This is a genomic window from Cylindrospermum sp. FACHB-282 (genome assembly GCF_014697195.1).
Classification (GTDB): domain Bacteria; phylum Cyanobacteriota; class Cyanobacteriia; order Cyanobacteriales; family Nostocaceae; genus Cylindrospermum.
On the sequence record NZ_JACJRJ010000057.1, the window covers coordinates 1 to 25,749 of the forward strand.

The 25,749-nt window shown below is 42.0% G+C and carries 18 protein-coding genes and 1 pseudogene; 11 read left to right on the forward strand and 8 right to left on the reverse strand.

Annotation, left to right across the window (positions count from 1 at the left end):
- Window positions 1-109 precede the first annotated feature (109 nt).
- The 5 genes and pseudogenes from H6G32_RS22555 to H6G32_RS22575 form a co-directional block, all read right to left on the reverse strand.
- Complete coding sequence (locus H6G32_RS22555) at window positions 110-661, reverse strand: HMA2 domain-containing protein (RefSeq protein WP_242046702.1); 552 nt, start codon at window positions 659-661, stop codon at window positions 110-112.
- Between the two features lie 99 nt (window positions 662-760).
- Window positions 761-1,054 carry a DUF5132 domain-containing protein gene (locus H6G32_RS22560; protein ID WP_190462362.1) on the reverse strand — a complete coding sequence of 98 codons (294 nt, stop codon included), beginning with the start codon at window positions 1,052-1,054 and terminating at the stop codon, window positions 761-763.
- 94 nt (window positions 1,055-1,148) lie between these two features.
- Window positions 1,149-1,595, reverse strand: a pseudogene (locus H6G32_RS22565) (hypothetical protein); the annotation flags it as partial.
- A 130-nt stretch (window positions 1,596-1,725) separates the two neighbouring features.
- On the reverse strand, window positions 1,726-2,259 hold the full coding sequence (def, locus tag H6G32_RS22570) for a peptide deformylase (RefSeq protein ID WP_190462367.1): 534 nt from the start codon (window positions 2,257-2,259) through the stop codon (window positions 1,726-1,728).
- 81 nt (window positions 2,260-2,340) lie between these two features.
- A complete protein-coding gene (locus H6G32_RS22575) occupies window positions 2,341-3,621 on the reverse strand; it encodes an HhoA/HhoB/HtrA family serine endopeptidase (protein WP_190462369.1) in 1,281 nt (426 codons plus the stop codon).
- Window positions 3,622-3,793: 172 nt separating this feature from the next.
- Between H6G32_RS22575 and dnaA the strand changes: the two genes are divergently transcribed.
- The 4 genes from dnaA to H6G32_RS22595 all read left to right on the forward strand — a co-directional run bounded on the left by dnaA (window position 3,794) and on the right by H6G32_RS22595 (window position 12,374).
- On the forward strand, window positions 3,794-5,200 hold the full coding sequence (dnaA, locus tag H6G32_RS22580; protein WP_190462409.1) for a chromosomal replication initiator protein DnaA: 1,407 nt from the start codon (window positions 3,794-3,796) through the stop codon (window positions 5,198-5,200).
- A gap of 1,110 nt (window positions 5,201-6,310) precedes the next feature.
- The gene (gene dnaN, locus H6G32_RS22585) at window positions 6,311-7,480 is read left to right on the forward strand and encodes a DNA polymerase III subunit beta (protein WP_190462370.1); all 1,170 of its coding nucleotides are present in this window, start codon (window positions 6,311-6,313) and stop codon (window positions 7,478-7,480) included.
- A 177-nt stretch (window positions 7,481-7,657) separates the two neighbouring features.
- Window positions 7,658-8,914 carry a molybdopterin molybdotransferase MoeA gene (locus H6G32_RS22590; protein ID WP_190462372.1) on the forward strand — a complete coding sequence of 419 codons (1,257 nt, stop codon included), beginning with the start codon at window positions 7,658-7,660 and terminating at the stop codon, window positions 8,912-8,914.
- Between the two features lie 574 nt (window positions 8,915-9,488).
- Window positions 9,489-12,374, forward strand: coding sequence for a zinc-dependent metalloprotease (locus H6G32_RS22595; protein ID WP_190462374.1), 2,886 nt, complete (start codon window positions 9,489-9,491; stop codon window positions 12,372-12,374).
- 55 nt (window positions 12,375-12,429) lie between these two features.
- Here the strand turns inward: H6G32_RS22595 and H6G32_RS22600 are convergent, their stop codons facing one another.
- Complete coding sequence (locus H6G32_RS22600) at window positions 12,430-13,164, reverse strand: DUF1995 family protein (protein ID WP_190462375.1); 735 nt, start codon at window positions 13,162-13,164, stop codon at window positions 12,430-12,432.
- Window positions 13,165-13,477: 313 nt separating this feature from the next.
- Here H6G32_RS22600 and H6G32_RS22605 point away from each other — a divergent pair, with 313 nt between their 5' ends.
- Window positions 13,478-14,320: a 5'-methylthioadenosine/S-adenosylhomocysteine nucleosidase family protein gene (locus H6G32_RS22605; protein WP_190462378.1), complete on the forward strand. Its 843-nt coding sequence runs from the start codon at window positions 13,478-13,480 to the stop codon at window positions 14,318-14,320.
- Window positions 14,321-14,954: 634 nt separating this feature from the next.
- Here the strand turns inward: H6G32_RS22605 and H6G32_RS22610 are convergent.
- Window positions 14,955-15,944, reverse strand: a complete 990-nt coding sequence (locus H6G32_RS22610; protein WP_190462379.1) for an NAD-dependent epimerase/dehydratase family protein — start codon at window positions 15,942-15,944, stop codon at window positions 14,955-14,957.
- A 28-nt stretch (window positions 15,945-15,972) separates the two neighbouring features.
- Window positions 15,973-17,148 (reverse strand): cysteine desulfurase family protein, encoded by a 1,176-nt coding sequence (locus H6G32_RS22615; RefSeq protein ID WP_190462381.1) that lies wholly within the window; start codon window positions 17,146-17,148, stop codon window positions 15,973-15,975.
- 200 nt (window positions 17,149-17,348) lie between these two features.
- Between H6G32_RS22615 and H6G32_RS22620 the strand changes: the two genes are divergently transcribed.
- From H6G32_RS22620 to H6G32_RS27205, 6 genes are all read left to right on the forward strand, one after another.
- Window positions 17,349-18,986 carry a DUF655 domain-containing protein gene (locus tag H6G32_RS22620; RefSeq protein WP_190462383.1) on the forward strand — a complete coding sequence of 546 codons (1,638 nt, stop codon included), beginning with the start codon at window positions 17,349-17,351 and terminating at the stop codon, window positions 18,984-18,986.
- Between the two features lie 206 nt (window positions 18,987-19,192).
- Window positions 19,193-19,438, forward strand: a complete 246-nt coding sequence (locus H6G32_RS22625; RefSeq protein ID WP_190462384.1) for a ChaB family protein — start codon at window positions 19,193-19,195, stop codon at window positions 19,436-19,438.
- A 73-nt stretch (window positions 19,439-19,511) separates the two neighbouring features.
- Window positions 19,512-20,084 (forward strand): GNAT family N-acetyltransferase, encoded by a 573-nt coding sequence (locus H6G32_RS22630; protein WP_190462386.1) that lies wholly within the window; start codon window positions 19,512-19,514, stop codon window positions 20,082-20,084.
- A gap of 40 nt (window positions 20,085-20,124) precedes the next feature.
- Window positions 20,125-21,336, forward strand: coding sequence for an NAD(P)/FAD-dependent oxidoreductase (locus H6G32_RS22635; protein WP_190462388.1), 1,212 nt, complete (start codon window positions 20,125-20,127; stop codon window positions 21,334-21,336).
- Window positions 21,337-21,539: 203 nt separating this feature from the next.
- Window positions 21,540-22,193, forward strand: coding sequence for an HAD-IA family hydrolase (locus H6G32_RS22640; RefSeq protein WP_190462390.1), 654 nt, complete (start codon window positions 21,540-21,542; stop codon window positions 22,191-22,193).
- A gap of 246 nt (window positions 22,194-22,439) precedes the next feature.
- Window positions 22,440-25,298 carry an NACHT domain-containing protein gene (locus H6G32_RS27205; protein ID WP_190462391.1) on the forward strand — a complete coding sequence of 953 codons (2,859 nt, stop codon included), beginning with the start codon at window positions 22,440-22,442 and terminating at the stop codon, window positions 25,296-25,298.
- Window positions 25,299-25,749: the final 451 nt, after the last annotated feature.

Here is a 25,749-nt window from a genome sequence, read left to right on the forward strand (position 1 = left end):
TATTAACATAAAGGCGCGTGGGACACACGCCCTCAAAGCTCAATCAATGTCCTCATAGAGGAGTCGTTGAGAAGCCCACACTCACCCGAAGGGGAGTGTGTGGAGTATGTCACCTCGACTCGCTACTTAGCAGTGGTTGGTGGATCTCGTTTAGTTTAATAAAGCTATCAAAGGCATACCACGCCAACAGATACCAGGGAATAACTTCTAATTGCAGACCTTGAACCAGTAACTGCCTAACAGCTAGCATACTCAGTCCCAAGGGGAAAAAGAAGCGCAAATCAACCACACCGTCTGTTGCTAATTCGACTCGTCTATTCAAGTCCACAACTGCAATGGATAAACTCACCGCCGCCTCGGTGCTACCCTGACTAATATCGCCAAAAATTATGCCTATATCGTGGAGTGTGGCTAGCACATTTTCTAAACTGCCTTTTTTGCCACTGTGTTTGATCAGAATACTCCCATGGTGAATATTAGTCCTGACTTGACTAACGCTAGGTTGTGCTTCTAGGACACTGGTAATAATATGCATTTTTCGGGATTGGCGATCGCCTTGAGCAACTCTCAACCGTAGCCTTCCAGGAGTATTACTAACAATTTTTGTAGATATAGGTTTGGATGGTGTCTTTAAAGCTCCTTGATCCATAAGTTTAAACATCTTTCTGATAAATAAACGCCGATGGAAACAATTTATCTGCGGTGATCACGAAGATTTAGAGGGTGGTACTACCCACCCTACTTAGGAAAAATTGCAGATTTATGCACCATTATCTGCTGTAACTTCAGCAGGTTCAAAAGATGCTGTTTGCTTGGCTTCCGCTATTTCCGACTTAGCCTCAGCGATAATATCATCCCAAGTTTCGCCTAATTCGGCGATCGCACCTTTGCTTCTCTCATAGGCTACAAGTCCGCCCTTGATCACCGACTTAGCTATAGGTTTACCAACGCCTGCCACAATGGGAATTAAAACAGGAGCTAGCAGTACAGCCCCAATACCGACGATGATTCCTGGAGCACCTGCATCTTCTACGAAATCAGTAATTTTTGCCATAATTTTCCATGACCTCCAGTAAATGAGAAACTGATAAGAAAGCTCTCTAACGTAATCTACTCAGGATGTCGATCTCATCTTGCTGATGGTAGAGAGCCAACTCCATCAGCTTCACCCAATGAGATATGCTAATCTCACCAGACTGATAGGCGATCGCAATAGAAGCCGCATCATAATTCACACGCACACTCACAACTTGGGTATCTGTTTTTAGCAACCTCTCTAATCGCCGCCCATAGGCCCGATCTTCAGCGATTTGAGGCACACGAAACCTCACCCTTCCCGCTATCACATGCACCACACTATAGGCTATCTTTACAGGCGGTGCAGCTACTTCCCTACATTGATATTCAGCAGAAACTGCTGATGGTATAACTTGCACCGCCAAATAATCAATTACCCAACGAGTAGCATCGGCGGCAATAATGTACACAGGAATCCCTACCAAACCCTTAATTCCCAATCCTCCCGTCACCGCCAAGCCTGTCATTAAGGGAATCAAAGAAATTGACTGTTCTTTCCAAAAATCTAGAGATTTCCACTTTAACCTATCGCCACTACTGACAGTTCTGATCATGTACTCAATAGCTACACCAAGCCAGAGGTTAATATTATGTTAAATATAACTTCTAGCATTGGTGTTAAGTCTCACTCTTAAGAGATATTTTAGATTAGGTTTTATTAACTACTCGCTTTTGAAATTCCTGCTCAGTGATCATATCGAGATTACTCTCTAGGCGATCTACAAAAACAATCCCATCAAGATGATCATTTTCATGTTGAAATATCCGCGCCACAAAATCAGTTAATGTTTGAGTTTGCAACTCGCCATTGCGGTCAATGTATTCCACTTCAATTGCTTGATATCTGGGGACTAAACCCCTAATACCTGGAACACTCAAACAACCTTCCCAACCTTTGACAACTTCAGTTGAATGAGCAATGATTTTGGGATTAATGATCGCTGTAGGTTCCATCAAAGGGGCGTAGGGATACCTGGCATTAGGATGAGAAGCCAGAATGAATAAACGATAGGATTCTGCTACTTGGGTTGCCGCAATTCCCACGCCGTTAGCTTTGGCAACAGTGGCGATTAAGTCATCAATCAGTTGTTGAATGTACTCATCGTCAATATTCTCCACCCAAGCGGCTTTTTGGCGCAATATCGGATTTCCTAATTGAATAATTGGGTTTAATTCAGCCATCGCAAAAACTCCTTTAGGGAATGGGTAATGGGTAATGGGTAATTGGTAATGGGAAGACAACTGACAACTGACAAATAAAAATCAGCCTTCACGTTGCTCACGTTGGTCACGTTGTACGGGTAAAGGTTCTGGTTTAACTGCTAGTTGAGTAATTTTGCCATTGCGTTCTACTTGGATTTGTAGAGGATTACCAATTTTGCTGTTTTCTACTAACCTTTGCACATCTTCGACTTTAGTCATCGGCTGGTTATTAATGGTTTTAATCACATCACCAGGACGCATTCCGCCAACAGAGGCTGGGGAGTTAGGGACAATCTTAAGTAGCAAAACGCCTTGATCTGCTGCTATATTCACGCGATCGCCAAATCTGGTCTTGATTCTTTCCTTAATTTCTGGCGTCAGCGTCACCATTTGAACACCCAAATATGGATGATCTACTTTTCCTTGAGTAATCAATTCCTGAGAAATTCTTTGCACCGTATTAATAGGAATGGCAAATCCCAAACCTTGAGCACCGCGAATAATAGCTGTGTTCATCCCTATCACCTCACCGCGAGCATTTAGCAAAGGCCCACCAGAGTTACCGGGGTTAATCGCGGCATCTGTTTGCAAATAGTCAACACGCTTGTCACTAGCACCAATGTCACTACTAGAGCGGCCCGTCGCACTGATAATTCCAGAGGTAACAGTATTATTCAAACCTAAAGGATTACCGATCGCAATTACCGCTTCTCCCGGTTGCAAAGCATCGGAGTTACCCAAAGACAGGATTGGCAGGTTATTGGCGTCAATTTTAATCACCGCTACATCCGTGACCGGATCTTCACCCAGCACTTTACCATCAAAAGTCCGCCCATCTTTGAGGGTGACAGTAACTCTGTCAGCACCATCAACAACGTGGGAATTAGTCAAAATTTGACCGGAGGCATTAATAATAAATCCTGAACCACTACCTCTTTCTACCCGTTGTGTTGGCTGTGATGGCACTCTATCACCAAAGAACCGCTGAAAAAACGGATCTGCAAATTCTTCTGGCCCTTTATAAGTCACAGTTCTGGAAGCATCAATGCGAACTACCGCACCTCCTACCTGTTGCACGACGCCAACGACAAAGTTAGGATCTCCAGAGGACGAAATTATGGGTGTCGGAACAATTACCGGAAGGGGGGCAGTTGTTTTTTCAGCTTGTGCACCGTTTCTTTGATTCTCAAAGTTCTTAACAGGTTGCAGAGTGCAGCTCTCAAGAGACACCAACACTACTCCACTTAGTAGCATCTGTACTATAGTTCTTCCTCTCCAACTACGGAGTGAATACCCTAAATCAACATTTTTCAGCCCTAAGTTATGGTCTTGTGTCTTCATATGTCGTTACTTCTCCGTGTTAGTTAGTCGATGCTAGGATCTTGGCTACCGAGTGTGTCCCAGAATGATGACCTTAAATCCTGGTTCCAGGTCTAGGGCATCTCAATGTTAAATTAGTGCTTATTCTTATTTTCTCTTCTATTTTTGACGATTCGCTCATTGGTGGTAAATGATGGAAATTCCTCTAGACAGTCTATGGAGTCAAGTACTGGAGCGCTTACAGCTAGAACTGTCTCGTCCCACCTTTGAAACTTGGATCAAAACTGCTAGTGCAGAACGCTTAGAAAATAATTGCTTGGTAATCCGTACTCCTAACCCTTTTGCCCGCAATTGGTTACAAAAATATTACATCAATACTATTGCTCGTGTAGTGCAAGATATTTTGGGTTATCCCCTAGAAATTTATATTACCGTTGCTAAAGGTGATGAAGTTTCTCAAATTAATGAAACGGAGGTTGCTTGGGAACTACCAGCCACTAATAAGATTAATCAAAGTACTGCTAAGAAAACACAAAAAACCACAGAATTAAACTCTAAATATGTCTTTTCGCGGTTTGTAGTTGGTGCTAACAATCGCATGGCTCACGCTGCTTCTTTAGCAGTGGCAGAATCTCCAGGTAAAGAGTTCAATCCGTTATTTTTATGTGGTGGGGTGGGTTTGGGTAAAACTCACTTAATGCAAGCTATTGGTCATTATCGCTGGGAAATTTGTCCTGAATCTAAAATATTTTATGTTTCTACTGAGCAGTTTACTAATGATTTAATTACAGCAATTCGTAAGGATAGTATGCAAAGTTTCCGGGAACATTACCGGGCGGCTGATGTGTTGTTGGTCGATGATATTCAATTTCTTGAGGGGAAAGAGTACACCCAAGAGGAATTTTTTCATACTTTTAATAGTTTACATGAAGCGGGTAAGCAAGTTGTGATTGCCTCTGACCGCCCTCCTAACCAGATTCCACGCTTGCAAGAACGTCTTTGTTCCCGGTTTTCTATGGGTTTAATTGCCGATATTCAACCGCCAGATTTAGAAACTAGAATGGCGATTTTACAAAAAAAAGCTGAGTATGAAAATATTCGTCTGACTAGAGATGTCATTGAGTATATTGCTTCTAACTATACGAATAATATTCGAGAATTAGAAGGAGCCTTAATTCGGGCACTGGCTTATATCTCCATTTGGGGTTTACCGATGACGGTGGAAAGTATCACACCAGTTTTAGTTACCCAAAATGAGAAGGTGGAAGCGACAGCAGAGGTAATTTTGACGGTGATTGCTGAGGCCTTTAATATCCCTATTGAAGACCTCAAAAGTAATTCGCGGCGGCGGGAAATTAGCTGGGCGCGGCAAATAGGAATGTATTTAATGCGGCAACATACGAGCCTGAGTTTACCGAGGATCGGCGAAGAGTTTGGTGGTAAAGACCATACAACTGTGATTTATAGTTGTGACAAAATTGCCCAACTCCAGGAAAGCGAAGGACTACGGCGCACGGAAAGTCAACGAGCTTTAGTACAAACATTGCGTCAATTGAGCGATCGCATTAAGATGCTCTGTCGCACCCAAAAACAGCCCTGAGTTGTCTGAAACCTTGTTTTCCACAGCCACCATCCTAATTATAACCTTGACATCCGAGCCTTTAAGGGAGAATATTAAGTTAAGTATAAAAAATGATTAAATTAAACTTTAATTGTGGAAAAAAAATGACCTTTTGTGGAAAAGACTGTGGAAAACTTAAGATAGTTCACAGTAAATTCCATTAAGTACAATTACCCTGTGGAAAAACCCCCCAGTTTTTCCACAAGTTTTCCACAAATTAGTTAGATTCTCAACCATTTGTCAACCAGACATATCACAGGTTTTCCACATTTTCCACAGCTATTAATAGTTTTAACGTGTCGCGGAAGTCCCCACCCTCAATGTACTCATAGGGTGGGGATAGGGAGCGGACGGCGACGATTCCATCCCCGACTAATATCAACTGTTCAGTTGATTAGGGAGTGGGGTAGATGAGAAGTCGTCGATTTTGGGACTAGGCAACCTGTCGATCCAATCCTCAACCAACTGCGTAACTGTTTTTTCTTTGCTTTGTGCATAAGCCTTAAGTTTGTCGTTCCGTTTCTGTGACAACCTGATTCTGATGGAGCTTTCTTTCATCATGTATCGCTGCTGTAGATACATTTATGTGATTATATAAATGGTCGATGACCCGCCCACATGGCTCATAACAAACGGTCACAGTAGCAGTAATATGCTTACCAAGTATAAGAGCGTGAGAAAGGGGGAAAGATTCCGGTCACTGGTTCGCCTATCTACTAAGGCGGTAAAAGATAAGCCACACAGGAATGTACGGTAAAACAATTAAACTGCCTATGGAAGATGGGCGGCTGCCTGTGGATGCTGTGTAAGACCATCATCGGGTTTAGTCCCGAACTCCTAGCAATAGGAATCCCTAACGTGGCAACAGCGGATGAGACGGGAAACCCGAAAGACGAATAAGACCGTCATTGTTGTAGTTGAAATTGGAAGCCCCTTTTTCAGCGAAGCAAAAAGGGGTACTTCACAGGAAAAATATATCTTTGGTGGTAGTTACCTAGCTCAGATATTCTCACTGGTAAGCTAGGCGATCGCTACTCCCGTGGAAACCATAAGAATGCTAGGATATGCTTCACTAGCTCAACCTGTTTTATGAAATTAGTTTGCGCCCAAAGCGATCTCAGTACAAACCTCTCACTCGTTAGCCGTGCAGTACCATCACGGCCGACTCATCCAATACTTGCCAATGTGCTGCTGCAAGCGGATGCTCAAACTAACCAAGTAAGCTTAACAGCCTTTGATCTGAGCTTGGGTATCCGTACCAGTTTTAATGCTGAAGTATGGGAAGGGGGAGCGATCGCTCTTCCTGCTAAACTGCTTGTAGACATCACCTCTCGTCTACCAGAAGGGGAAATCACTCTAGAAGTTGAATCAGCTATCGGCCCTGAAAACGCCGGGGAAGGCTTAATTGTCACCCTCACACCCAAGAGTGGCCGTTATCAAGTGCGAGCCATGGGTGCAGAAGAGTTTCCCGAACTACCAATCATTGAAAATGCGGAAGCACTTCATCTCACCACCGCAGCATTAATTGAAGGATTAAGGGGTTCACTGTTTGCTACTAGTGGTGATGAAACAAAGCAAGTCCTCACCGGAGTCCATTTAACAGTAAAACAAGACACCATAGAATTTGCCGCTACTGATGGACACCGTCTAGCAGTGGTGGAAACTACTAACGAGCGTCCTCTGGGGGGAATTGATCAGCTAGAGGTGACAGTACCAGCCAGAGCACTACGGGAATTACAGAGGATGTTGGCTCATAGCTCCCCATCAGAAGAAACTGTAGCTTTATATTTTGATCAAGGTCAAGTTGTCTTTGCCTGGCAAAATCAACGGTTAGCCAGTCGTACTTTAGAAGGGCAATATCCCGCTTATCGGCAACTAATTCCGCGCCAATTTGAGCGTCAAGTGACCATTGAGCGGCGTCAATTCATCAGCACTTTAGAGCGGATTGCCGTTTTAGCTGATCAGAAGAATAATATTGTGAAAATCAGCATTGATCAAGAAGGTCAAGAAATTACTTTATCTTGTGAAGCCCAAGATGTGGGGAGTGGTAGAGAGTCAATGCCAGCACAGATATCTGGAGAAAACATCGATATTGCCTTTAATGTCAAATATTTAATGGAAGGCTTGAAAGAGTTACCATCTTCAGAAATTCAAATGCATTTGAATCAAAGCTTAACCCCAGTTATTTTCACACCATTGGGTGGGTTGAAGATGACTTATTTAGCCATGCCGGTGCAACTAAGAAAGCTTACAGACTGATTTAGTAGTGCTGAGGGATATTAAGCTGACAATCCTATAATGTGCATACCATCATTCAATCTAACTCTTGTGGGGTGGGCAGGAAAGCCCGCCCTTGATGTTCAAATTAAAAGCCCAACAGCTTAGTATATTTCAGCACTTTTTATGTCTTTTTTGATGGCAAATCGGAATTTTAATATGCTGTCAGTCAGGGATGCAGAAAGTATTATTTTAAATTTGGTGCAACCGTTAGATAAACAACTGGATATTGAAGTTGTAGATTTATTAACGGCAGCTAATCGCGTTTTGGCAACTCCTGTGATTAGTCCTTTGGATTTTCCCCATTGGGATAATTCGGCGATGGATGGTTTTGCAGTGCGTTATGAAGATGTGCAACAATCTAGCGCTGAACAACCGACGGTTTTAGAAATTGTCGAAGAGATTCCCGCAGGATATCAGCCCCAGGTGACAATTCAACCGGGGCAAGCGGCGCGGATTTTTACCGGTGCTGTAATGCCAAAAGGCGCGGATACTGTGGTGATGCAGGAGAGAACACACCGGGAGAGAAATCGGGTTTTTATTCTCGCAGCGCCTCAACCCCAAGGATTTGTCAGACACAAAGCAGCTTTTTACCAAGCAGGAACAAACCTTTTACCAGGGGGAATTCGGTTAAAGGGTCCAGAAATTGCTGTGTTAGCGGCGGCACAATGCCCTCAATTAACTGTTTTCCGTCGTCCACGGGTGGCGATTATTTCAACTGGCGATGAGTTGGTAACGCCAGATCAACCCCTGCAACCAGGACAAATTGTGGATTCTAATCAGTATGCTTTGGCGGCTTTGGTTAGGGAATGTGGGGCGGAGGCGCTATTGTTAGGAATTGTTAAGGATGAACCAGCTGCTTTGCACGAAGCTATGACTTATGCGATCGCCAATGCTGATTTGGTACTCTCTTCCGGTGGGGTTTCTGTGGGGGAATATGACTATGTTGAGCAAATTCTTGAGTCTCTGGGCGCAAAAATTCACATTCGCGCTGTGAATATGAAACCGGGAAAACCCCTCACTTTCGCCACTTTCCTCAATCAGCAAGGGCTATTCCCCCCACGCACTACAGCATTGTACTTTGGTTTACCAGGCAATCCTGCTGCTGTGTTGGTGACTTTCTGGCGGTTTGTGCAACCGACGATCAAAAAAATTTCTGGAGTTGCTGAAGGTTGGGAAGCAGAATTTTTGAAAGTGCTCACCCATTTTGAATTGCGATCAGATGGCAAGCGGGAAACTTATGTCTGGGGTAAATTACATTTAATTGATGGCGTTTATAAATTTTCTCCAGCCGGTGGTAGTCAAAGTTCTGGCAATTTAATTAATTTAGCTCAAACCAATGCTTTAGCTATTTTACCAGTGGGTAAAACATTAATTTCTCCAGGAGAGGAAGTGCAAGTTTTGTTGCTTCGGTAAATATGCAAAAGTGTGCCTATTTACAGTAGAAATTGGGGGTTTTTAAGTATAAAAGCATAAATAAAGATAACTGCGTACAGAAATTTGAAATAGTCTAAAACCCTCTTACCTAATCCCAACGACAAATATTTACGTAAAGTAAGAAATGTTGAAATTATACCAATTCAAAATTCAAAATTCAAAATTCAAAATTAAGCAAGCTTGATTTGATAGGTTTCTGGGCTTGTATCTGTCACATTCTTTTTTCAAATTGGTATTAGATCGTAGTGAGGGCTTTAGCCCTCTCTATCTCCTGTGGTAGACGCTACGCGGTAAGGGCAGCTATGCCCGCTTTCTCTTGAGAAAGTAGGGCTGAAGCCCTTACTACAAACCTTTAATTATTTACGTTGCTCTATTTACTTATTCCAGTACAATATATTCTTGGATATATAATTATACGTATTTTTTGTTACAGACATAATTGTTAAAAAAAATACTAAATTAAAACAATGCAACCAATCTAAAAAATGGACATGAGCACTGAATGCAATTGGTTGCTGCTGCTGAAAAAAAATAGTTAATAGGGATGGATGGGATGAACAGATTCACCTTTTATATAATTTTGTTACCTAGTTTATTTTTAGGAATAGGAAGCGCTAGCGCCAAGTCACTACTTGTTAATCGGGTACATCCAGATTTGTCTACCAACGAGAAGCTAATGGGGAGTGGTAGTCAAAACTTCAGGCTACCACCAGCAAAAGTATGGGTGATTAATCAGAACAAACAGCCACAGCGGCAAGACTTTTTTTGGGTAGTTAAAGATATTAAAAAGCTAGAACAGCAACCATTTTTGCAAGTTGCAAAAACCCCAGAAAAGCCCAAAAAAAAGCCTGAAAATGTGAAAACACCAACCAAAAAAGATGATTTTACACCCTTTAGTGAATTGGTGAAAGACTATAAAAAAGAGGAAGGAATATTTACCATTTATCGTCTTCAAGAAAAGAATAAAATATATTTAGAAATTAAGCCAGAACAACTAAATAAAAATTACTTAGCTACGGCAAATTTAGAATCGGGCATTGGCGAAGGCGGTATTTACAGCGGTATACCTTTACAAAACTTTTTATTTTATTTCCAGCGGATGGATGATAAATTACAGTTTGTTGTCCGTAATGTCAATTTTCGGACGCAGGAAGGAGATCCGCAAGTGCGATCGCTTGCCAGATCCTTTAGTGACTCTGTTCTCTACACGATTCCCATTAAAAGCATTCATCCAGAACGCAAAACCATTCTCATTGATTTGGGTGATTTGCTATTGACAGATTTATCTGGATTAGCGGCGGAATTGGGTTTATCTGCTAGCCCAGAACAGTCTTATTTTGGCAGTGCAAAAGTTTTTCCACAAAACTTAGAACTTGAGTCAGTTTTTAATTTTGCTAATAGTAGTAAAAGCCGTGAGAGTCCAGGTACAAATTTGGTGGCATTACCTGACAGCCGTGGTTTTACTCTGCGAGTTCACTACAGTCTTTCTCAACTGCCAAATAATAATTATCAACCGCGTTTGGCTGATGATCGCGTGGGTTATTTTATCACTGCTTACCAGGATTTATCCAAAGACGATCACGGTGATTCTTTTGTGCGTTATGTTAATCGCTGGCATTTGGAAAAACAAGATCCAAAAGCAGCAATTTCTCTTGCCAAAAAACCGATTGTCTTCTGGATTGATAATGCTGTGCCTTTTGAGTACCGTGATGCCATTAAAGAAGGCGTGTTGATGTGGAACAAAGCCTTTTTACAGGCAGGATTCAAGGATGCAATTGAAGTCAAGCAAATGCCGGATAACGCCAAATGGGACTCAGCTGATATCCGCTACAACACAATTCGCTGGATTAATACAGTAGATGGATTTTTTGCCTTGGGGCCATCCCGCGTTAACCCGTTGACTGGGGAAATTTTGGACGCAGATATTCTTGTAGATGGTAGTTTTGTCCGGGCACTGAAAAATGAGTATCGCAAAATTGTCCAACCTAACCAAACACAATCCCCCACTACCTTGTCGGCATTGATGGAAAATCGCCTGGTTTGTGCCAATGGCATTTCTCAGCAGTCCCCAGGAAAAAACAGGTTATTTGGCAATTTATCAAAACTGGCGAGTCAGTACGATTTGTGCTATGGGATGGAAGCTGCTAACCAGTTTGCCTTTGGTTCACTGGCGATGTCACTGTTGCCAAATACTGTTCCTAGTCAAGAACAGGTAAAAGATTATATCGATCAATATTTACGTTTAATTATTGCTCATGAAGTGGGACATACTCTAGGTTTACGCCACAATTTTCGTGGTAGTACTCTATTGCCTCCAGAGGAGATGAACAATCAGGATATCACTCGTACTAAAGGTTTGACGGCATCGGTGATGGACTACATCCCGCCGAATATTGCCCCTAAAGGTATTAAGCAAGGAGATTATTTTCCTAATATGGTGGGGCCTTATGATGATTGGGCGATTCAGTATGGCTACACAACAACTGAGGCAAAAACTCCCATAGCAGAAAAGCCGATTTTAGAGGAAATTGCCAGGCAATCTTACAAGCCGGAGTTGAGTTATTCGACTGATGAGGATGTATATGATCTTGATCCAACTGCTGCTGCTTGGGATAATAGCGGTAATGTGCTGCTTTATTCCCAGTGGCAATTGGATAATTCTCGCCTGATTTGGGATCGTCTTCAAAAGAGTTCTCTAAGTGCTGGCGAGAGTTACAGCAATGTGAGTGAACGCTTTATTACTGTCTTAGAAAACTATTTTCAGCAAATATTCTATACTACCAAGTACATTGGTGGACAGTCTTTTTATCGAGTTCATGGGGGTGAAAGTGAAAACCGCTTACCCTTTGCATCGGTGTCAGTGGAACAACAACGGCAGGCGTTAGCGACGCTGCAAAAGTATGTGTTTGCAGAGGAGGCGCTGAATTTTTCACCGGAATTGCTGAATAAATTAGCCCCTTCTCGTTGGCGACATTGGGGGAGTACTCCTCAAGTTGGGCGTTTGGATTTTCCGATTCATGATTTGGTTTTGTTCATGCAAGGTGCGGTTTTGCGAGAGTTGCTTTCAAGCGATCGCCTTTCTCGTCTTAAGGATATTGAACTCAAAAGCCAGTCAGGTAAGGCTTTGAGTCTGCCTGAGTTGTTTAATACTTTGCAAAATGGAGTTTGGACGGAAGTACTAAAACCAAAGAGTCAATCATTGAAGATTTCTAGCCTGCGGCGGGGTTTACAGCGGCAATATCTAGATATTTTGACGGCTATGGTGTTAAGAAAGACAAGTGTCCCTGAAGATGCCCGGACTTTGGCTTGGTATAAACTCAAGCAATTGGATAAACAGTTAAAGCGGGTGGGTTCTGGGGATGAATACACCAAGGCCCATTTGCTGGAAACGCGCGATCGCATCGAGAAAACCTTAAACGCCCCATTGCAAGGGAATTAAATCTTGATCAACTGTAGAGACGTTGCATACAACGTCTCTAAATTCGGGAAATTAACTAACTACTCAATGCCTTGAGGAATCGTTGCAAACCCTTAAACAAACTGGGTTTTTTCGCCGGTGTGGCGTCTGTTGCGGTTTGCGGTTGTCCCTGGAGGAGGAGGATATCTAACTCATCACCGGATGGCCTTTTGGGTAATTCGGCAATTCTTTGATATTCGTCGTTTGTTTCTACCCATACTTCCCACTGTCCAGGGTAGCTGCGAAAGACGGCGGTTTCATCATCCACGGGACGGAGGTAATAGCAAGATTCAATGGTGTTGATGAATCGCCGTCTGGTTTCTCTGGCTGTATAACCAATTCCCACCACTCCAGAATCTTCGAGACGGGGGTTTAAAAAGACTACGGGGCGATCGCCTATTTCTTGACACAGCTTTTCTAATTGCGGTACTTCTACGGAAGTTGGGGCAATAAAGAGGAAAATTTCATCCTCAGGCTGAATTTTTGATTGTAAAGAAGCAGCCCTACCTGTACCGATATCCGCTATCGAAAATGGGGCATCTGCCCAATCGCGACGGGCAAGGGCGGCACCACCAGCATCTGCAAAGAACACCTTTAAGCGGGAATCATATTCGGCAAACACTGGTAAAAATTGTTCTGCCACTGGCAAGATTTTGAGTTCTGGGAAGAGAAAATCAATTTGGAGGCGTTTACAGCCATCTGCAAGGGCAGCTTGGGTTGCTTCACGAGATTGGGCGATCGCATCTTCGAGGGTTTTGGGTAATTCAGCCATATTACAGGTGCGGAGTGGAGAGTTATCAACTAATGACTTAGTGGGTTGTGAAATCGCTATAACTGCAAAAGTCAACCCTCTATCATACTACAAAAATCTTCCCGACCTTTGAAAAAGTAGGAAATCTGAGCTAGGGATTTTTACGGTTTTTCCCAGCTAAGTCGAAGTCTTGCCAGTACAGCTTTACACCGAATATACGCACCACCGCTCCGCACTCACAGAGCCGATCCCCGTCACACTGCATCAATTCGCACAACTACTTATGTGATAATCTAAATCACAAGCCGTATTGTTGATCAGCAGGATAAGAAGTATGGATCTTTTAACTGATAACTGCCTAACATTGGAACATTCTTCCAAAGACGATAAAGCAGACCTTCTCGTTGTTGCCGCTTTACATAAAGAAAAAAAATGGGTTCAAAAAGTTTTTGATGTTGAATGGAAAAACGTTGAAAGAGAAGGTGTAATTTATCAAGTTGCAGACTATAAAATAGACGGCAAAGCATTCAAAATAGTTGCGGTTTCACAACTACATATGGGAATGCCTCAAGCCGCAATTTTAACGACTAAAAGTATTATGTTGTGGTCTCCTTCAGTAGTTGTAATGACAGGAATCTGTGCAGGAGTTAAAGGTCAAGTTAATATGGGCGATCTAGTGATTGCTAATAAGGTATTTGACTATGGCTCTGGTAAAGTGGTTGCCGGAAAATTACGGCCTAATTTTGAACCTGTTCATATGGATGCTTGGGTTTGGCAACTTTTAGAGCTATTTAGACATGATGAGGCTGTTATGGAGGAGATTGATCAAGAATATCCTCTAGATGAGGGTCGTCCTGGCAGTCCTTTGGTTGCTCATATAGGTTCTATGGGGTGTGGAGCTGCTGTTGTGGCAGATGCAGCAATGATTGAAGAAATAGTGCTTACTGAAAGAAAACTATTAGCTCTTGATATGGAGTCTTATGCAGTTGCTTTAGCTACAAGTTTGAGTACAACGCCAACAAAAAGGATCGAATTTTTTATTGTAAAAAGTGTTGTTGATTTTGCTGATGCTTTGAAAGGAGATACCCATCATAATTACTCATGCTATGTAAGCGCAGCTTTCTTAAAGAAGTTTGTGGAGCGTCATTATCGTCAATTGTTCTTAGATAATGAATAGGAAAAAATTTAACAAATAACGAAACATGATATAAATTGCTAATGCATCTGGTTTTTACAGCCGTTTTCACGTATTTTAAACCATGCTTTTGATTTGTCTGGAGTACAGGGAGCCTCTGGAGCATGAGACAAAAAAATCTGGTTTATTTACCTGAAAATAGCTGTAAAAATGCGTAATTACATTTTGCAGAATTATTTGATAATCGATGGATGCGATGATTAAATTCTTTTTATAGCACTTTGCATTTCGTCTAGAATACAGTCCCTAATCCAAAACTTCCCCTGGTAGAGGTTTTGAACAACGATATGTATTTAGTGGTCGGCGTGAGTGCTGTACTCAAATAGCCATAGACTGACGGTAATTATAACTAAATAGAAGTATAGGACTCATATTTGATTTTTGAAAAAAACTCGGTACACCTTAATCGTCTAGAATCCCTTTGCCTCTTGCATGAGTGCCTCTTGCCTGCCTACGCAAATAATTTCAGGAATCAAATATTATTCCTATATAGGGTTTCGGTGTTACTAAATAATTAAGTTTTCAGTAGGTAGGCGCAAATAATTAGAAGATACTGTAGGGTATGTTACGGCTTCCGTAACACACCAAAAACCACTAGGACTTAAGTTTAAGTTATCTACAAAAAATAAGTTTTCAACTCTTTGATTCTTTCCACCCAATTGTTAACTTCATCAGCCACTTTATATTTCCATTCTAGTTGGAGTAATTGACGGGTATAAGAATCATCAAATACCACATTGTCTTGATTTTGAAATATTGGTGCCTGAAAATCTACCCCAGCAGCCTTGGCAAATAAAGCTGACATTTGACTAATGCTGAGATTTTCTCCTGTTGCGAGAAAGTGTCCTCCTTTTAAACCCTTTCTAGCAGCAGCAATATAGCAGTCTGCCAAATCATCAACATGAATCCATCCTGTCATAAAGTCTGGGGGAAATGGCTGATAACCTTGATATACTTTACCCGTGATAAACTGCTGAATTGCAAAATCCCAGAAACTGCCAATAGTTGGCGATACACCATATACAGATCCAGGATAAACAATAGCAGCGTTGCCCCCTTTGCTGATATATTCCTCTACCAGTCCATCCTTCAGCAAATTTACATTCACTATCAACTCAACCCATTCTACACACTTGTGCTTTGTGTGCCCTTTCGGTGGAGGGGTTTCTGTGATGTGTCCTCCATCGGCAGTTATGAGAGAGAAATTTCCACTGGTGGCAATTACGTGAATATCTGGTGAGACTGCCTCAGCGGCTTCTAAAGCTGCTTCTAAGGCGATCCGGTCTTTCTCAAACTGAGCTTCTTGGGTTGATTCTGGAGGCATATTCCAGGCCAAGTTAACTATTTTTTTAATATTATGCTGGCGAATGATTTCTTCAACATCATTTCTAGAAAATTGTGCCCCTTGGGAGCGGATTATTTTCTGACAAAATGGCTTGATAGCCTCAATGTTACTGCTGGGACGTACAAGGGCAAAAACAGCAAAATCTTGGGTTTGGGAAAGCTTGCGGCACAAGGCTCCTCCAATATAACCAGTTGCACCAATAATCAAGATGTTCTGCACTGAATTGTTTTCTGAGGATGAAAATTCTTTTGCTGCTGACATATTTCTTGAGATTTGACTGAGACTGAGGTTAGGCGAAATAACTTACCATTAATTCTACAGGTGTTAACCGCTGCAAAACTTGCTTTAAAACCATTGCAGTCCAATCAATATCTGCTGCTGTTGTATCCCGCCCCAATGTTAGACGAATTCCCCCCAAAGCCGCTTTTTCGCCATAACCCATCGCTAACAAAATCGGGCTGGGGCTAAGTTTACCACTATGACAAGCTGCACCGGCACTAATGCCAATACCGGCGAGGTTCATTTGTCGTACCAAGGTTTTACCGCTGAGTTTTTCCCCATCCGCTGGTGCGAGATAAAAACTGACGTGATGAGGTAAACGGTTAACTAAGTCCCCAGTGGGAATTAAACCAGGAACATCTGCTAGATTAGCAAACAGGCGATCGCGCAATTTAATTAATCGCGGCGTTTCACTAGCTAATTCTGCCGCTGCTAATTCTGCCGCTACCCCAAAACCAGCAATTATCGGTACAGCTTGAGTACCAGAACGCAGCCCCCTTTCTTGTCCCCCACCACATACCAAAGGCAGCAAATCCACACCAGGACGCACATACAACGCCCCAACGCCTTGAGGCCCATATAATTTATGGCTAGAAAGACTCAATAAATCAACAGGTAAACTTTGCACATTTATTGCTAAACGTCCCACCGCTTGCACTGCATCTGTGTGGAACAAAGCCCCATGTGCTTGAGTAATCTTTCCCAATTCCTCAATGGGTTGCACTGTCCCCACTTCACTTTGTCCATAAATCACCGAAACCAAAACGGTGTTATGTCGCAATGCAACCTTTAAATCTAGCGGGTTGACAGTTCCATTTTTATCCACACTCAACCGTGTCACTTCCCAACCCCACCTCTCCAACAACCGCACAGGTTCAGAAATGGCAGAATGTTCCACACAAGAAATAATTAGATGTTGCGGTACATCGTAGCAACGGGTAACACCCATAATTGCTAAATTGTCTGCTTCTGTACCGCCATTCGTAAAGATGATTGATTCTGGATTTGCAGCGTTGATTAATCCAGCAACTTGAATTCTCCCTTGTTCCACAACCATTGCTGCCCGCTTTCCCCATTCATGTAAACTAGAAGGGTTGCCCCATTCTTGAGTGAGAACAGCTTGCATTTTAGCGATCGCATCTGGACGAGTGGGAGTAGTAGCACTGTAATCTAAATATATTTGCATAGAACCAATCGATAGTGAGAGTACAAGCTGCCTAGATAGTCAGTAGATACAGTTACATGGGCAAATCCTGACCAAATCTCGGTACTTCTGCCTGTATGGGTGGATTTTTTGGTTTGCTGGTGCAGATATTTTTCTGCATAATCTCACACGCACCATTTTGGGAATCATAAGTACGTGTATCCCTAATTCACTTTTAGCAGATGACCGGATCTATTTTTCCTCGCCTCAGGTATTTTTCTTATATCTTTTTATTCATCCTCACCCTGACTGCTTGTCAACAAGTCCACTCCTCCAAGCAGCGTCTAGCACCCTTACCACAAGATCCATTAGTTCAAGTTTACTTTAACCATGAACAGTCCTCAGAATATCAAGAACCTTATCGTCAGCAAAAGCGCTTAGGGGATGACTTAGAAAAACAGATAGTCAATGCCATTTCTCAAGCTAAATCTACAGTTGATTTAGCGGTACAAGAATTGCGTTTACCCAAAGTAGCCCAAGCACTAATTGATAGACACAAAGCCGGGGTAAAGGTGAGAGTAATTCTAGAAAATAGCTACACCCGTCCTTGGAGTAGCTTCACAGCAGCCGAAGTAGGGAAGTTAGAGAAAAGAGAACAGGAACGCTATCAAGAATTTCGGCAATTTATAGATATTAACCAAGACAAACAACTCAGTCCAGCAGAAATTAATCAGCGGGATGCTTTGGTAATTATTCAAAACGCTAAAATTCCCTTAATAGATGATAAAGCTGATGGTTCATTGGGCAGCAAATTAATGCATCACAAATTTGTGATTGTAGACAATCGCCTTGTGATTCTCACTTCGGCAAATTTTACCTTAAGTGATACCTTTGGCGATTTTACCAATCCCAGTAGTTTAGGTAATGCCAATAACTTATTACAAATTGACAGCCCAGAATTAGCAGCTTTATTTACAGAAGAATTTAATATCTTATGGGGCGATGGGCCAGGAGGTAAACAGGATAGTAAATTTGGCATCAACAAACCCATACGTCCGCCCAAACAAGTCATTTTAGGAAACACCAAAATTACTGTTCATTTTTCCCCTACTTCCCCAACTCAACCTTGGACTAACAGTAGTAATGGGTTAATCGGCAAAACTTTAGATGCCGCTACAAAATCTGTAGATATGGCATTGTTTGTATTTTCTGATCAGCGGCTTGTAAACATCCTAGAAAAACGCCATCAAGAAAGTGTAGAAATCCGCGCTTTAATTGAACCTCAATTTGCCTATCGTCCCTATAGTGAAGCCTTAGATATGATGGGAGTCGCTCTCAGTAATAAATGTAAATATGAGCTTGATAACCAACCTTGGAAAAATCCCATTACCACCGTCGGCGTACCAATTTTACCCAAAGGCGATTTACTACATCACAAATTTGCTGTAATTGATAACCAAACAGTAATTACAGGTTCTCACAATTGGTCAGAATCTGCCAATAGTGGCAATGATGAAACTTTGCTAGTCGTTGAAAACCCCATAGTCGCTGCCCATTATCTGCGGGAGTTTTCTCGTCTCTATGGTAATTTTAAACCTGGGTTACCACCAAAACTACAAGCAAAAATTACAACCGAAGCTAAACAATGTCCTCAAATTACAACTCCTTCATCAACTGAAAATCAAGCAATTACTAAAGTTAATCTTAACACTGCCAGTCCAGAAGAATTAGCAACTCTCCCTGGTGTAGGTAAAAAGCTAGCACAAAAGATAATTATTGCCCGTCAACAGCAAAAATTTACATCTTTGCAAGACTTGGAAAAAGTGCCGGGAATAAGTACTAAAATGGTGGATAAATGGCAAGACCAAATAACTTGGTAACAGTCTTAATTTACTTTTCATCAAATCTGGAAAACCTCTCCCCCTGATTTAGTTACCTCCCCGCAAGCAGAGAGGATTAGGGTGGGGTGTGAGATATTCGACTCTATCAAAAGTATAGTAATTTTGATCTCTGCTTCCAGAAAGAGGAAAGGCGATCGCTAAATTTATAGCATAAACCCAAGTTAGATAATGATCGGAGCAGGTTTATGTCTTATAACAGCATAGAGGAATTACCTCAGCAAATCAAAGAAGAACTCCCTGTACACGCCCAGCAGATTTTTGTTGCCGGATTCAATGCAGCCCAAAGAGATGGTATGACTGAAGATGGCGCCCGTGAAGTAGCTTGGAATAGCGTCAAAAATGAATACGAACTAGGCAAAGATAGCAAATGGCAAAGAAAGCCCGAAGATCCCGCCATCCATCATAAAGCTGTTATGTCTGGTGGCAACTAATTTTCTGTTGCATAAATGTTAAAATAAAGGCAGTTTGTGATGTGCATAAACTGCCTTTTACTTATGTACAATCATGCTGATTATTCAAGATGAAATCACTATCCGTCTTATGAAAGACGATATAGATGATTATCAGTTAATGGAAAAATGGCGCACTGACGAAAAAGTTTTGAAATTTTATGGCGGGCGAGATTATCCTTATTATTTAGAAAAAATCATCGAAACCTATCAACCAAGAGTCCGGGGAGAGGAAGGAGTAGTTCCTTGCCTTTTCTATTATCAAAATATTGCCCTTGGTTATTTGCAGTATTATTCTCTTAACGATTTACCAGAAAACCATAGACAAATGTATCGTCTAGAGTCAACGGATCATGTTTATGGCATTGACTTATTTATCGGCAAAACTAACTATTGGAATCAAGGTATTGGCACAAGAGTACTTACAGCAGTTATCAACTATATTTTTACCGAACTCCCATCTGTTAAAATTGTGATTGATCCAGATGTAAAAAACATCCGCGCCATCCGTTGCTATGAGAAATGTGGTTTTAAAAAAGTCAAGCTGTTACCTTCCCATGAACTGCATGAAGGGAAGTATCAGGATTGCTGGTTGATGGCAATAGATTGCAAGGAATCATTACACTAAAGTTAGTTGCCCTGCTGGGATTTAACGCCCCATAGAAACCATGACTCAACAAACTGCGAGAATTTGTATACTAGGTGGAGGCTTTGGCGGTCTTTACACTGCCCTACGCTTAAGCGAGTTACCTTGGGAATCTACGCCAAAACCCGAAATTATTTTAGTAGATCAAAGCGATCGCTTTTTATTTTCCCCCTTACTTTACGAATTACTCACCGGCGAACTGCAAACCTGGGAAATTGCCCCACCCTTTGAAGAACTGTTACAGGGCACAGGTGTACGCTTTCATCAAGGAATTGTCTCGGAAATTGACATCGACCAGCGACGGGTAAAATTACAGGATGGCACAAAAATTATTTGCGATCGCTTAGTCTTGACACTAGGCGGAGAAACACCCCTAGACATAGTACCCGGCGCAGCCAACTACACCTACAGCTTCCGCACAATCACAGACGCCTATCGCCTAGAAGAACGCCTGCGAGTCCTAGAAGAATCCGCAGCCGATAAAATTCGAGTCGCCATTGTGGGCGCAGGTTACAGCGGCGTCGAACTAGCCTGTAAACTAGCAGACAGAATCGGCGAAAAAGGACGCTTCCGACTAATTGAAGTCGGCGACCAAATTTTGCGAACTTCCCCAGAATTTAACCGCGAAGCCGCCAAAAAAGCTTTAGACGCCAGAAGCGTATTTATTGACTTAGAAACCAAAGTCCTATCAATTGCCCAAGATACCATCTCCCTAGAATACAAAAATCAGGTAGATACAATTCCCGTAGACTTGGTAATTTGGACAGTCGGAACACGAATTGCCCCCGCAGTCAAAACCCTACCCCTCAAACAAAACCAGCGCGGTCAAATCAGCACCACACCTACCCTCCAAGTCATCGACCATCCTGACCTTTTTGCCTTAGGAGATTTAGCCGACTGTCGTGACGCCGAAGGTCAGCAAGTCGCCGCCACCGCCCAAGTAGCATTTCAACAAGCCGATTACGCCGCTTGGAACATTTGGGCCTCCCTAACCAATCGCCCCTTACTACCCTTCCGCTACCAACCATTAGGCGAAATGATGACCTTGGGCACAGATAACGCCACCCTCACAAGTTTAGGCATCAAACTAGATGGGCCCTTAGCTTATGTCGCCCGTCGTCTAGCCTACCTCTATCGCTTGCCCACCTTAGACCATAAACTAAAAGTTGGTTTTAACTGGCTAGTTCGTCCAATAATAGAAACCGCTCTGCAAAACTTACACAAAACCAGATAAATCCAGACAAACCAGACATTAAATAGTTTTGGTGTTCTCTTCCTGTTTCACACGGTCGGTAATCAGATACCATTGACAGGCAGATCACCCTTAAGCTAAGGGCTACACAACGAGAGTTTTAAAAGTCTTAAACCCTCATTTTTGTTGCTTCAACGAGGATAACTCCTAAACTGCACTGGCTTCACCACTCAGCACTTGGCATTATGCAACGACCGAAAGTAATTTTTTTAGATGCTGTTGGCACAATCATCGACGTCAAAGGTGGCGTAGGCAAAGTTTATAGTGATATAGCCCAGCAATTTGGTGTTACAGTTTCCGCCGAAACATTGAATCAAAGCTTTCGCCAAAGCTTTAAAGCAGCACCACCACCGAGGTTTCTCGATGCCGATGTGCAAGATATTGCCCAACGGGAGTTTGATTGGTGGCGAATTGTCGCCCTCAACACCTTTGAAAGCGCAGGTGTCCTCAAGCAATTTTCAGACTTTTCAGGTTTTTTTAGCGAACTCTACATCCACTTTGGCACAGATGAACCGTGGTTTGTCTATCCCGATGTGCTCCTAGCTTTAGTAAACTGGCGTCGCTTAGGAGTTGAACTAGGAGTATTGTCTAATTTCGATTCCCGGCTTTACTCCGTATTACAAAGCTTGGGACTCAGAGACTATTTCGACTCCATCACCATATCCACCCAAGTACGCGCAGCGAAACCCGACCCCCAAATTTTTGCTGTGGCTTTGCAAAAGCATAACTGCTCCCCAGATGAAGCATGGCACATTGGCGACAGCATAACAGAAGACTATCACGGAGCAAGAGCCGCTGGACTCAGAGGTATTTGGATTAACCGTGAGAAAAATTCCTAAATTATCCTCACAGTGTAGTAGGGTGTGTTACGGAAGCCGTAACGCACCGAAAACCGCCTCCGGATACCCTACTTTCTAGGGTTTGAGATTGCCACGCTCCGTATGTCCGAAGGCTCCCGTAAGGGATACGCAATCACAAGTATTTAAAAGTTAAGTTTTTTCGCTGATTCCATAATTTCCCCGTTTCAGAAGTCACAAATTTTACGGTAGGCTCTAAATTATCAGTAATTTAACGAGTCCTAGCCAATGAAAAAACGCTTATCGCAAATTTGGCAGCAGTTTCAGCAATCCTTCTCAGTAGAAGAGAGCCTTAATAATACTTTTGAGACTGGTAAGGCAGTTTTAGAAGCAGCAAAAACCCTTAAAGAACAAAGTCCTAGTTTAGAAATATTACAACCTGTCCTGCAACATTCATCTTCACTATTAGATGTGTTGTGTTCACCGTTGGTGCAGGTAGTGGGTGCGGGACTGCCTTTTGCGTCAATTGGTATTGCCTTGCTGAAGTTTTATCGTCAGTTAACTCAGCAAGACCCTTCTCTAGAAGACTGCATCTTTATAGTTAGTCAAACAGCATATCTAGAAAGTGCCAAAGAAATTTTATCTTTATACCCATCTGTTGATTGGGATGGTGAACCTAATAATCATGAAGCAGTTAGAAAACAACTGCAAAAACTCAAATATTTAGAATTAGATTATCAAACTGCCACAAATACAATTGCCTGTTTCCATGAATCAGAATTAGCAAAAGCTTTCAACCAAGTATTAATAGCACGGCTAACAACAGTCAATAGCACAAAATATCAGGCTCATCTGTTGACACAACGAATTGCTTGGAATACTCATCGCTACTTAATTAAAGCTTGGATAGAGTCAGATGAAGCTATTAAGAATCTAATTCAACCTTCCTTTGGTGACTGGCAGAAAGAACAGCAAACATTTCAAAGCATCAATGAATATTTACAAACACATATTGCCCCTAAGCCTCAAGATAAACTACTTGATCAAAACTTCTCCCTTAAAGAACTTTATATACCTCTAAAATCTCAACCTGTAGATAAAAATGGGGAAATAGATAAAAATGCTGATGCCTTAGATTTAGACACATGGGCTAAAAAGAATCTCCTAAAACCAGAAAATCTAGAACAGGTGATGGTTATCCAAGGGCAGCCAGGAAGAGGTAAAAGTGCCTTTTGTCAGATGTTTGCTGATTGGGTACGGCAACATTTACATCCCCTATGGACACCTATTTTGATTCGTTTAAGAGATATTGAATTTTTTGAATTCCGTCTAGAAGATACATTAAAAGCAGAACTGAAAGTCAGTTTTATTCAAAGTAGCGATAACTGGTTGACGAATAAAAATACCAGATTCTTATTTATTTTAGATGGCTTTGACGAATTACAGATTGAGGCAACAAAAAACCTCAATTTAGAAGCATTTATCAAACAGGTGGCGAAGTTCCAACAAGATTGTCAAACTTACCAGGAAATGGGTCATCGAATCTTAATTACTGGGAGGTCGATGGCTTTACAAAATATCTCAGAATTACCCCGCAACTTAGAGCGGGTAGAAATTAGCGAAATGGATGGGCAACTGCAAGAAAAATGGTTACAAAAATGGGCAGCATTACCAAATAACCAGGGTAAATCTACAGACTTGCAACAATTTTTGCGAAATAAGAGATGTCCAGTAGCAGTGCAGAAATTAGCCCAGGAACCGCTATTACTTTACTTATTAGCGGCAATGTATCGAGATGAGAAATTAGGAATTGATAAATTAAAGGAAGCTAACACCAGAACAGCTAAAGTTTTGATTTATCAAGAGGCTGTGAATTGGGTATTAACAAAACAGCCTTCTGAGCCAGATGGCACTAATTTAAATAATCAACTTACTAAACAGCTACCTGAAGATTTAAAACGCATTCTCACAGAAGCGGCTGTATGTGTTATGCAGTCGGGCGGTGAATTTGCTCCAATGCCTATGTTAGAAGCCCGGTTACAAGAAATTGAAAAAGCTAAATATAACTTAAGTGATGAAACTCTAAAAACAGCTTTAGCAGCTTTTTACATTCGTCGGACAAATCAACAAGAGGGAGGGTTTGAGTTTTACCATAAAAGTTTTAGTGAATTTCTATTTGCAGAACGCCTAAAACAAAATATGCAAGCTTGGTCAGAATTGACTTCTGAAGACGAAATTAAACAGATGAATTGGCAGATTTATGATTTGCTGGGTTTTGGTGGACTGACATCAGAGATTGTTGAATATGTGATTGGGTTGCTAGTAGAAGTTAAAGATTTACTTTGGGTACGGCTTTTTAAACACTTAGATAATTTTTACAGTGAATGGTGTCAAGGTAAATTTATTGATGATGCTCAAGAAACTTTAGCCCAAACCAAGCTGCAACAGTTGCAAAATTACGGCATTCATCAACTAGGTCAACGTCAGGTTGATATATATGCCGGTTTGAATGTGATGATTTTGCTTTTGGAGTTACAGCGCTATGCTCAAGAGCATGATGTGCTTAAAGAACACATACTTTTCTATCCATCTGGTCAGCCAGAAGAAGAATGTTTGATAAACCAACTGCTTGAAGTTATTCAATACAGTTATTGTTTGCAGGGTAAGACTTTTAATAGTATGGTTGGGCAATTCTTGAGTGCTGCAAATCTTAGAGGTGCAAACCTCAGCCATGCAGACCTCAGCCGTGCAAACCTCAGCCATGCAGACCTCAGCCGTGCAAACCTCAGCCGTGCAAATCTCATCTGTGCAGACCTCAGTAGCGCATACCTGATTAATGCTGATATCAGAGGTGCAACCCTTGTAGATGCAGACCTCAGCCAAACAAATCTCATCCGTGCAGACCTCAGCCATGCAGACCTCAGCCGTGCAAACCTCAGCGACGCAGACCTTAGCGGTGCATACCTCAGTGGTGTTAATTTTATGGGCGCTAATCTCAGTGGCGCTAACTTCAGCGGTGCTAACTTCAGTGATTCGTTTGGTAATGATATTCGCTGGAATGAAAATACAAACTGGGAAAATGTGGAAGGGTTAGATATAGCCAAGAATGTGCCAGCAGCTTTAAAACAACAGTTGGGGCTGAATTAATCTCACTAAAGATACCCAAGAATCTACCCCTAATTTCATGTCCGATAAATTACTTTATTAGGACTAAAGCTGCGTGTCACAATAAACATCTCTTGTAGGGTGCGTCAAACTCGATAAATCTGGCAAATAAACAGATTTTTGACCTCTGACGCACCCTACTAATGTGTCAGTTGCGTAAGTCCTGTTGATATTGCCAAAGAACCCCACCTCGCCTTCCTCTGTGCTTTGTCTGCCCTCCCCGCTGTTTCGTGGAGGGGGGTTTTGATTACTTCCATCCCTGGGTTAGATTAGTTAATTTCTTTAACGTAGACGCGGAGCGGCGTGCCGCAGGCTAGCGCAAAGGAAGAAAAGGAAGAAAATTAAGTACTCTTGTGGTGGGAAGGGAGTAATTATTTTTCTCTGGCAACAAGTTATAAATTTTACGCTAGGCTCTAGGTTACTAGCAATACTA

Coding starts and splice junctions, on each gene's coding strand:
- H6G32_RS22615 (WP_190462381.1), bottom strand. CDS start 17,148: ATGCAAATATATTTAGATTACAGTGCTACTACTCCCACTCGTCCAGAT.
- H6G32_RS22625 (WP_190462384.1), top strand. CDS start 19,193: ATGTCTTATAACAGCATAGAGGAATTACCTCAGCAAATCAAAGAAGAA.
- H6G32_RS22635 (WP_190462388.1), top strand. CDS start 20,125: ATGACTCAACAAACTGCGAGAATTTGTATACTAGGTGGAGGCTTTGGC.
- dnaN (WP_190462370.1), top strand. CDS start 6,311: ATGAAATTAGTTTGCGCCCAAAGCGATCTCAGTACAAACCTCTCACTC.
- H6G32_RS22555 (WP_242046702.1), bottom strand. CDS start 661: ATGTTTAAACTTATGGATCAAGGAGCTTTAAAGACACCATCCAAACCT.
- H6G32_RS27205 (WP_190462391.1), top strand. CDS start 22,440: ATGAAAAAACGCTTATCGCAAATTTGGCAGCAGTTTCAGCAATCCTTC.
- H6G32_RS22610 (WP_190462379.1), bottom strand. CDS start 15,944: ATGTCAGCAGCAAAAGAATTTTCATCCTCAGAAAACAATTCAGTGCAG.
- H6G32_RS22595 (WP_190462374.1), top strand. CDS start 9,489: ATGAACAGATTCACCTTTTATATAATTTTGTTACCTAGTTTATTTTTA.
- H6G32_RS22620 (WP_190462383.1), top strand. CDS start 17,349: ATGACCGGATCTATTTTTCCTCGCCTCAGGTATTTTTCTTATATCTTT.
- H6G32_RS22605 (WP_190462378.1), top strand. CDS start 13,478: ATGGATCTTTTAACTGATAACTGCCTAACATTGGAACATTCTTCCAAA.
- def (WP_190462367.1), bottom strand. CDS start 2,259: ATGGCTGAATTAAACCCAATTATTCAATTAGGAAATCCGATATTGCGC.
- dnaA (WP_190462409.1), top strand. CDS start 3,794: ATGGAAATTCCTCTAGACAGTCTATGGAGTCAAGTACTGGAGCGCTTA.
- H6G32_RS22590 (WP_190462372.1), top strand. CDS start 7,658: ATGCTGTCAGTCAGGGATGCAGAAAGTATTATTTTAAATTTGGTGCAA.
- H6G32_RS22560 (WP_190462362.1), bottom strand. CDS start 1,054: ATGGCAAAAATTACTGATTTCGTAGAAGATGCAGGTGCTCCAGGAATC.
- H6G32_RS22640 (WP_190462390.1), top strand. CDS start 21,540: ATGCAACGACCGAAAGTAATTTTTTTAGATGCTGTTGGCACAATCATC.
- H6G32_RS22600 (WP_190462375.1), bottom strand. CDS start 13,164: ATGGCTGAATTACCCAAAACCCTCGAAGATGCGATCGCCCAATCTCGT.
- H6G32_RS22575 (WP_190462369.1), bottom strand. CDS start 3,621: ATGAAGACACAAGACCATAACTTAGGGCTGAAAAATGTTGATTTAGGG.
- H6G32_RS22630 (WP_190462386.1), top strand. CDS start 19,512: ATGCTGATTATTCAAGATGAAATCACTATCCGTCTTATGAAAGACGAT.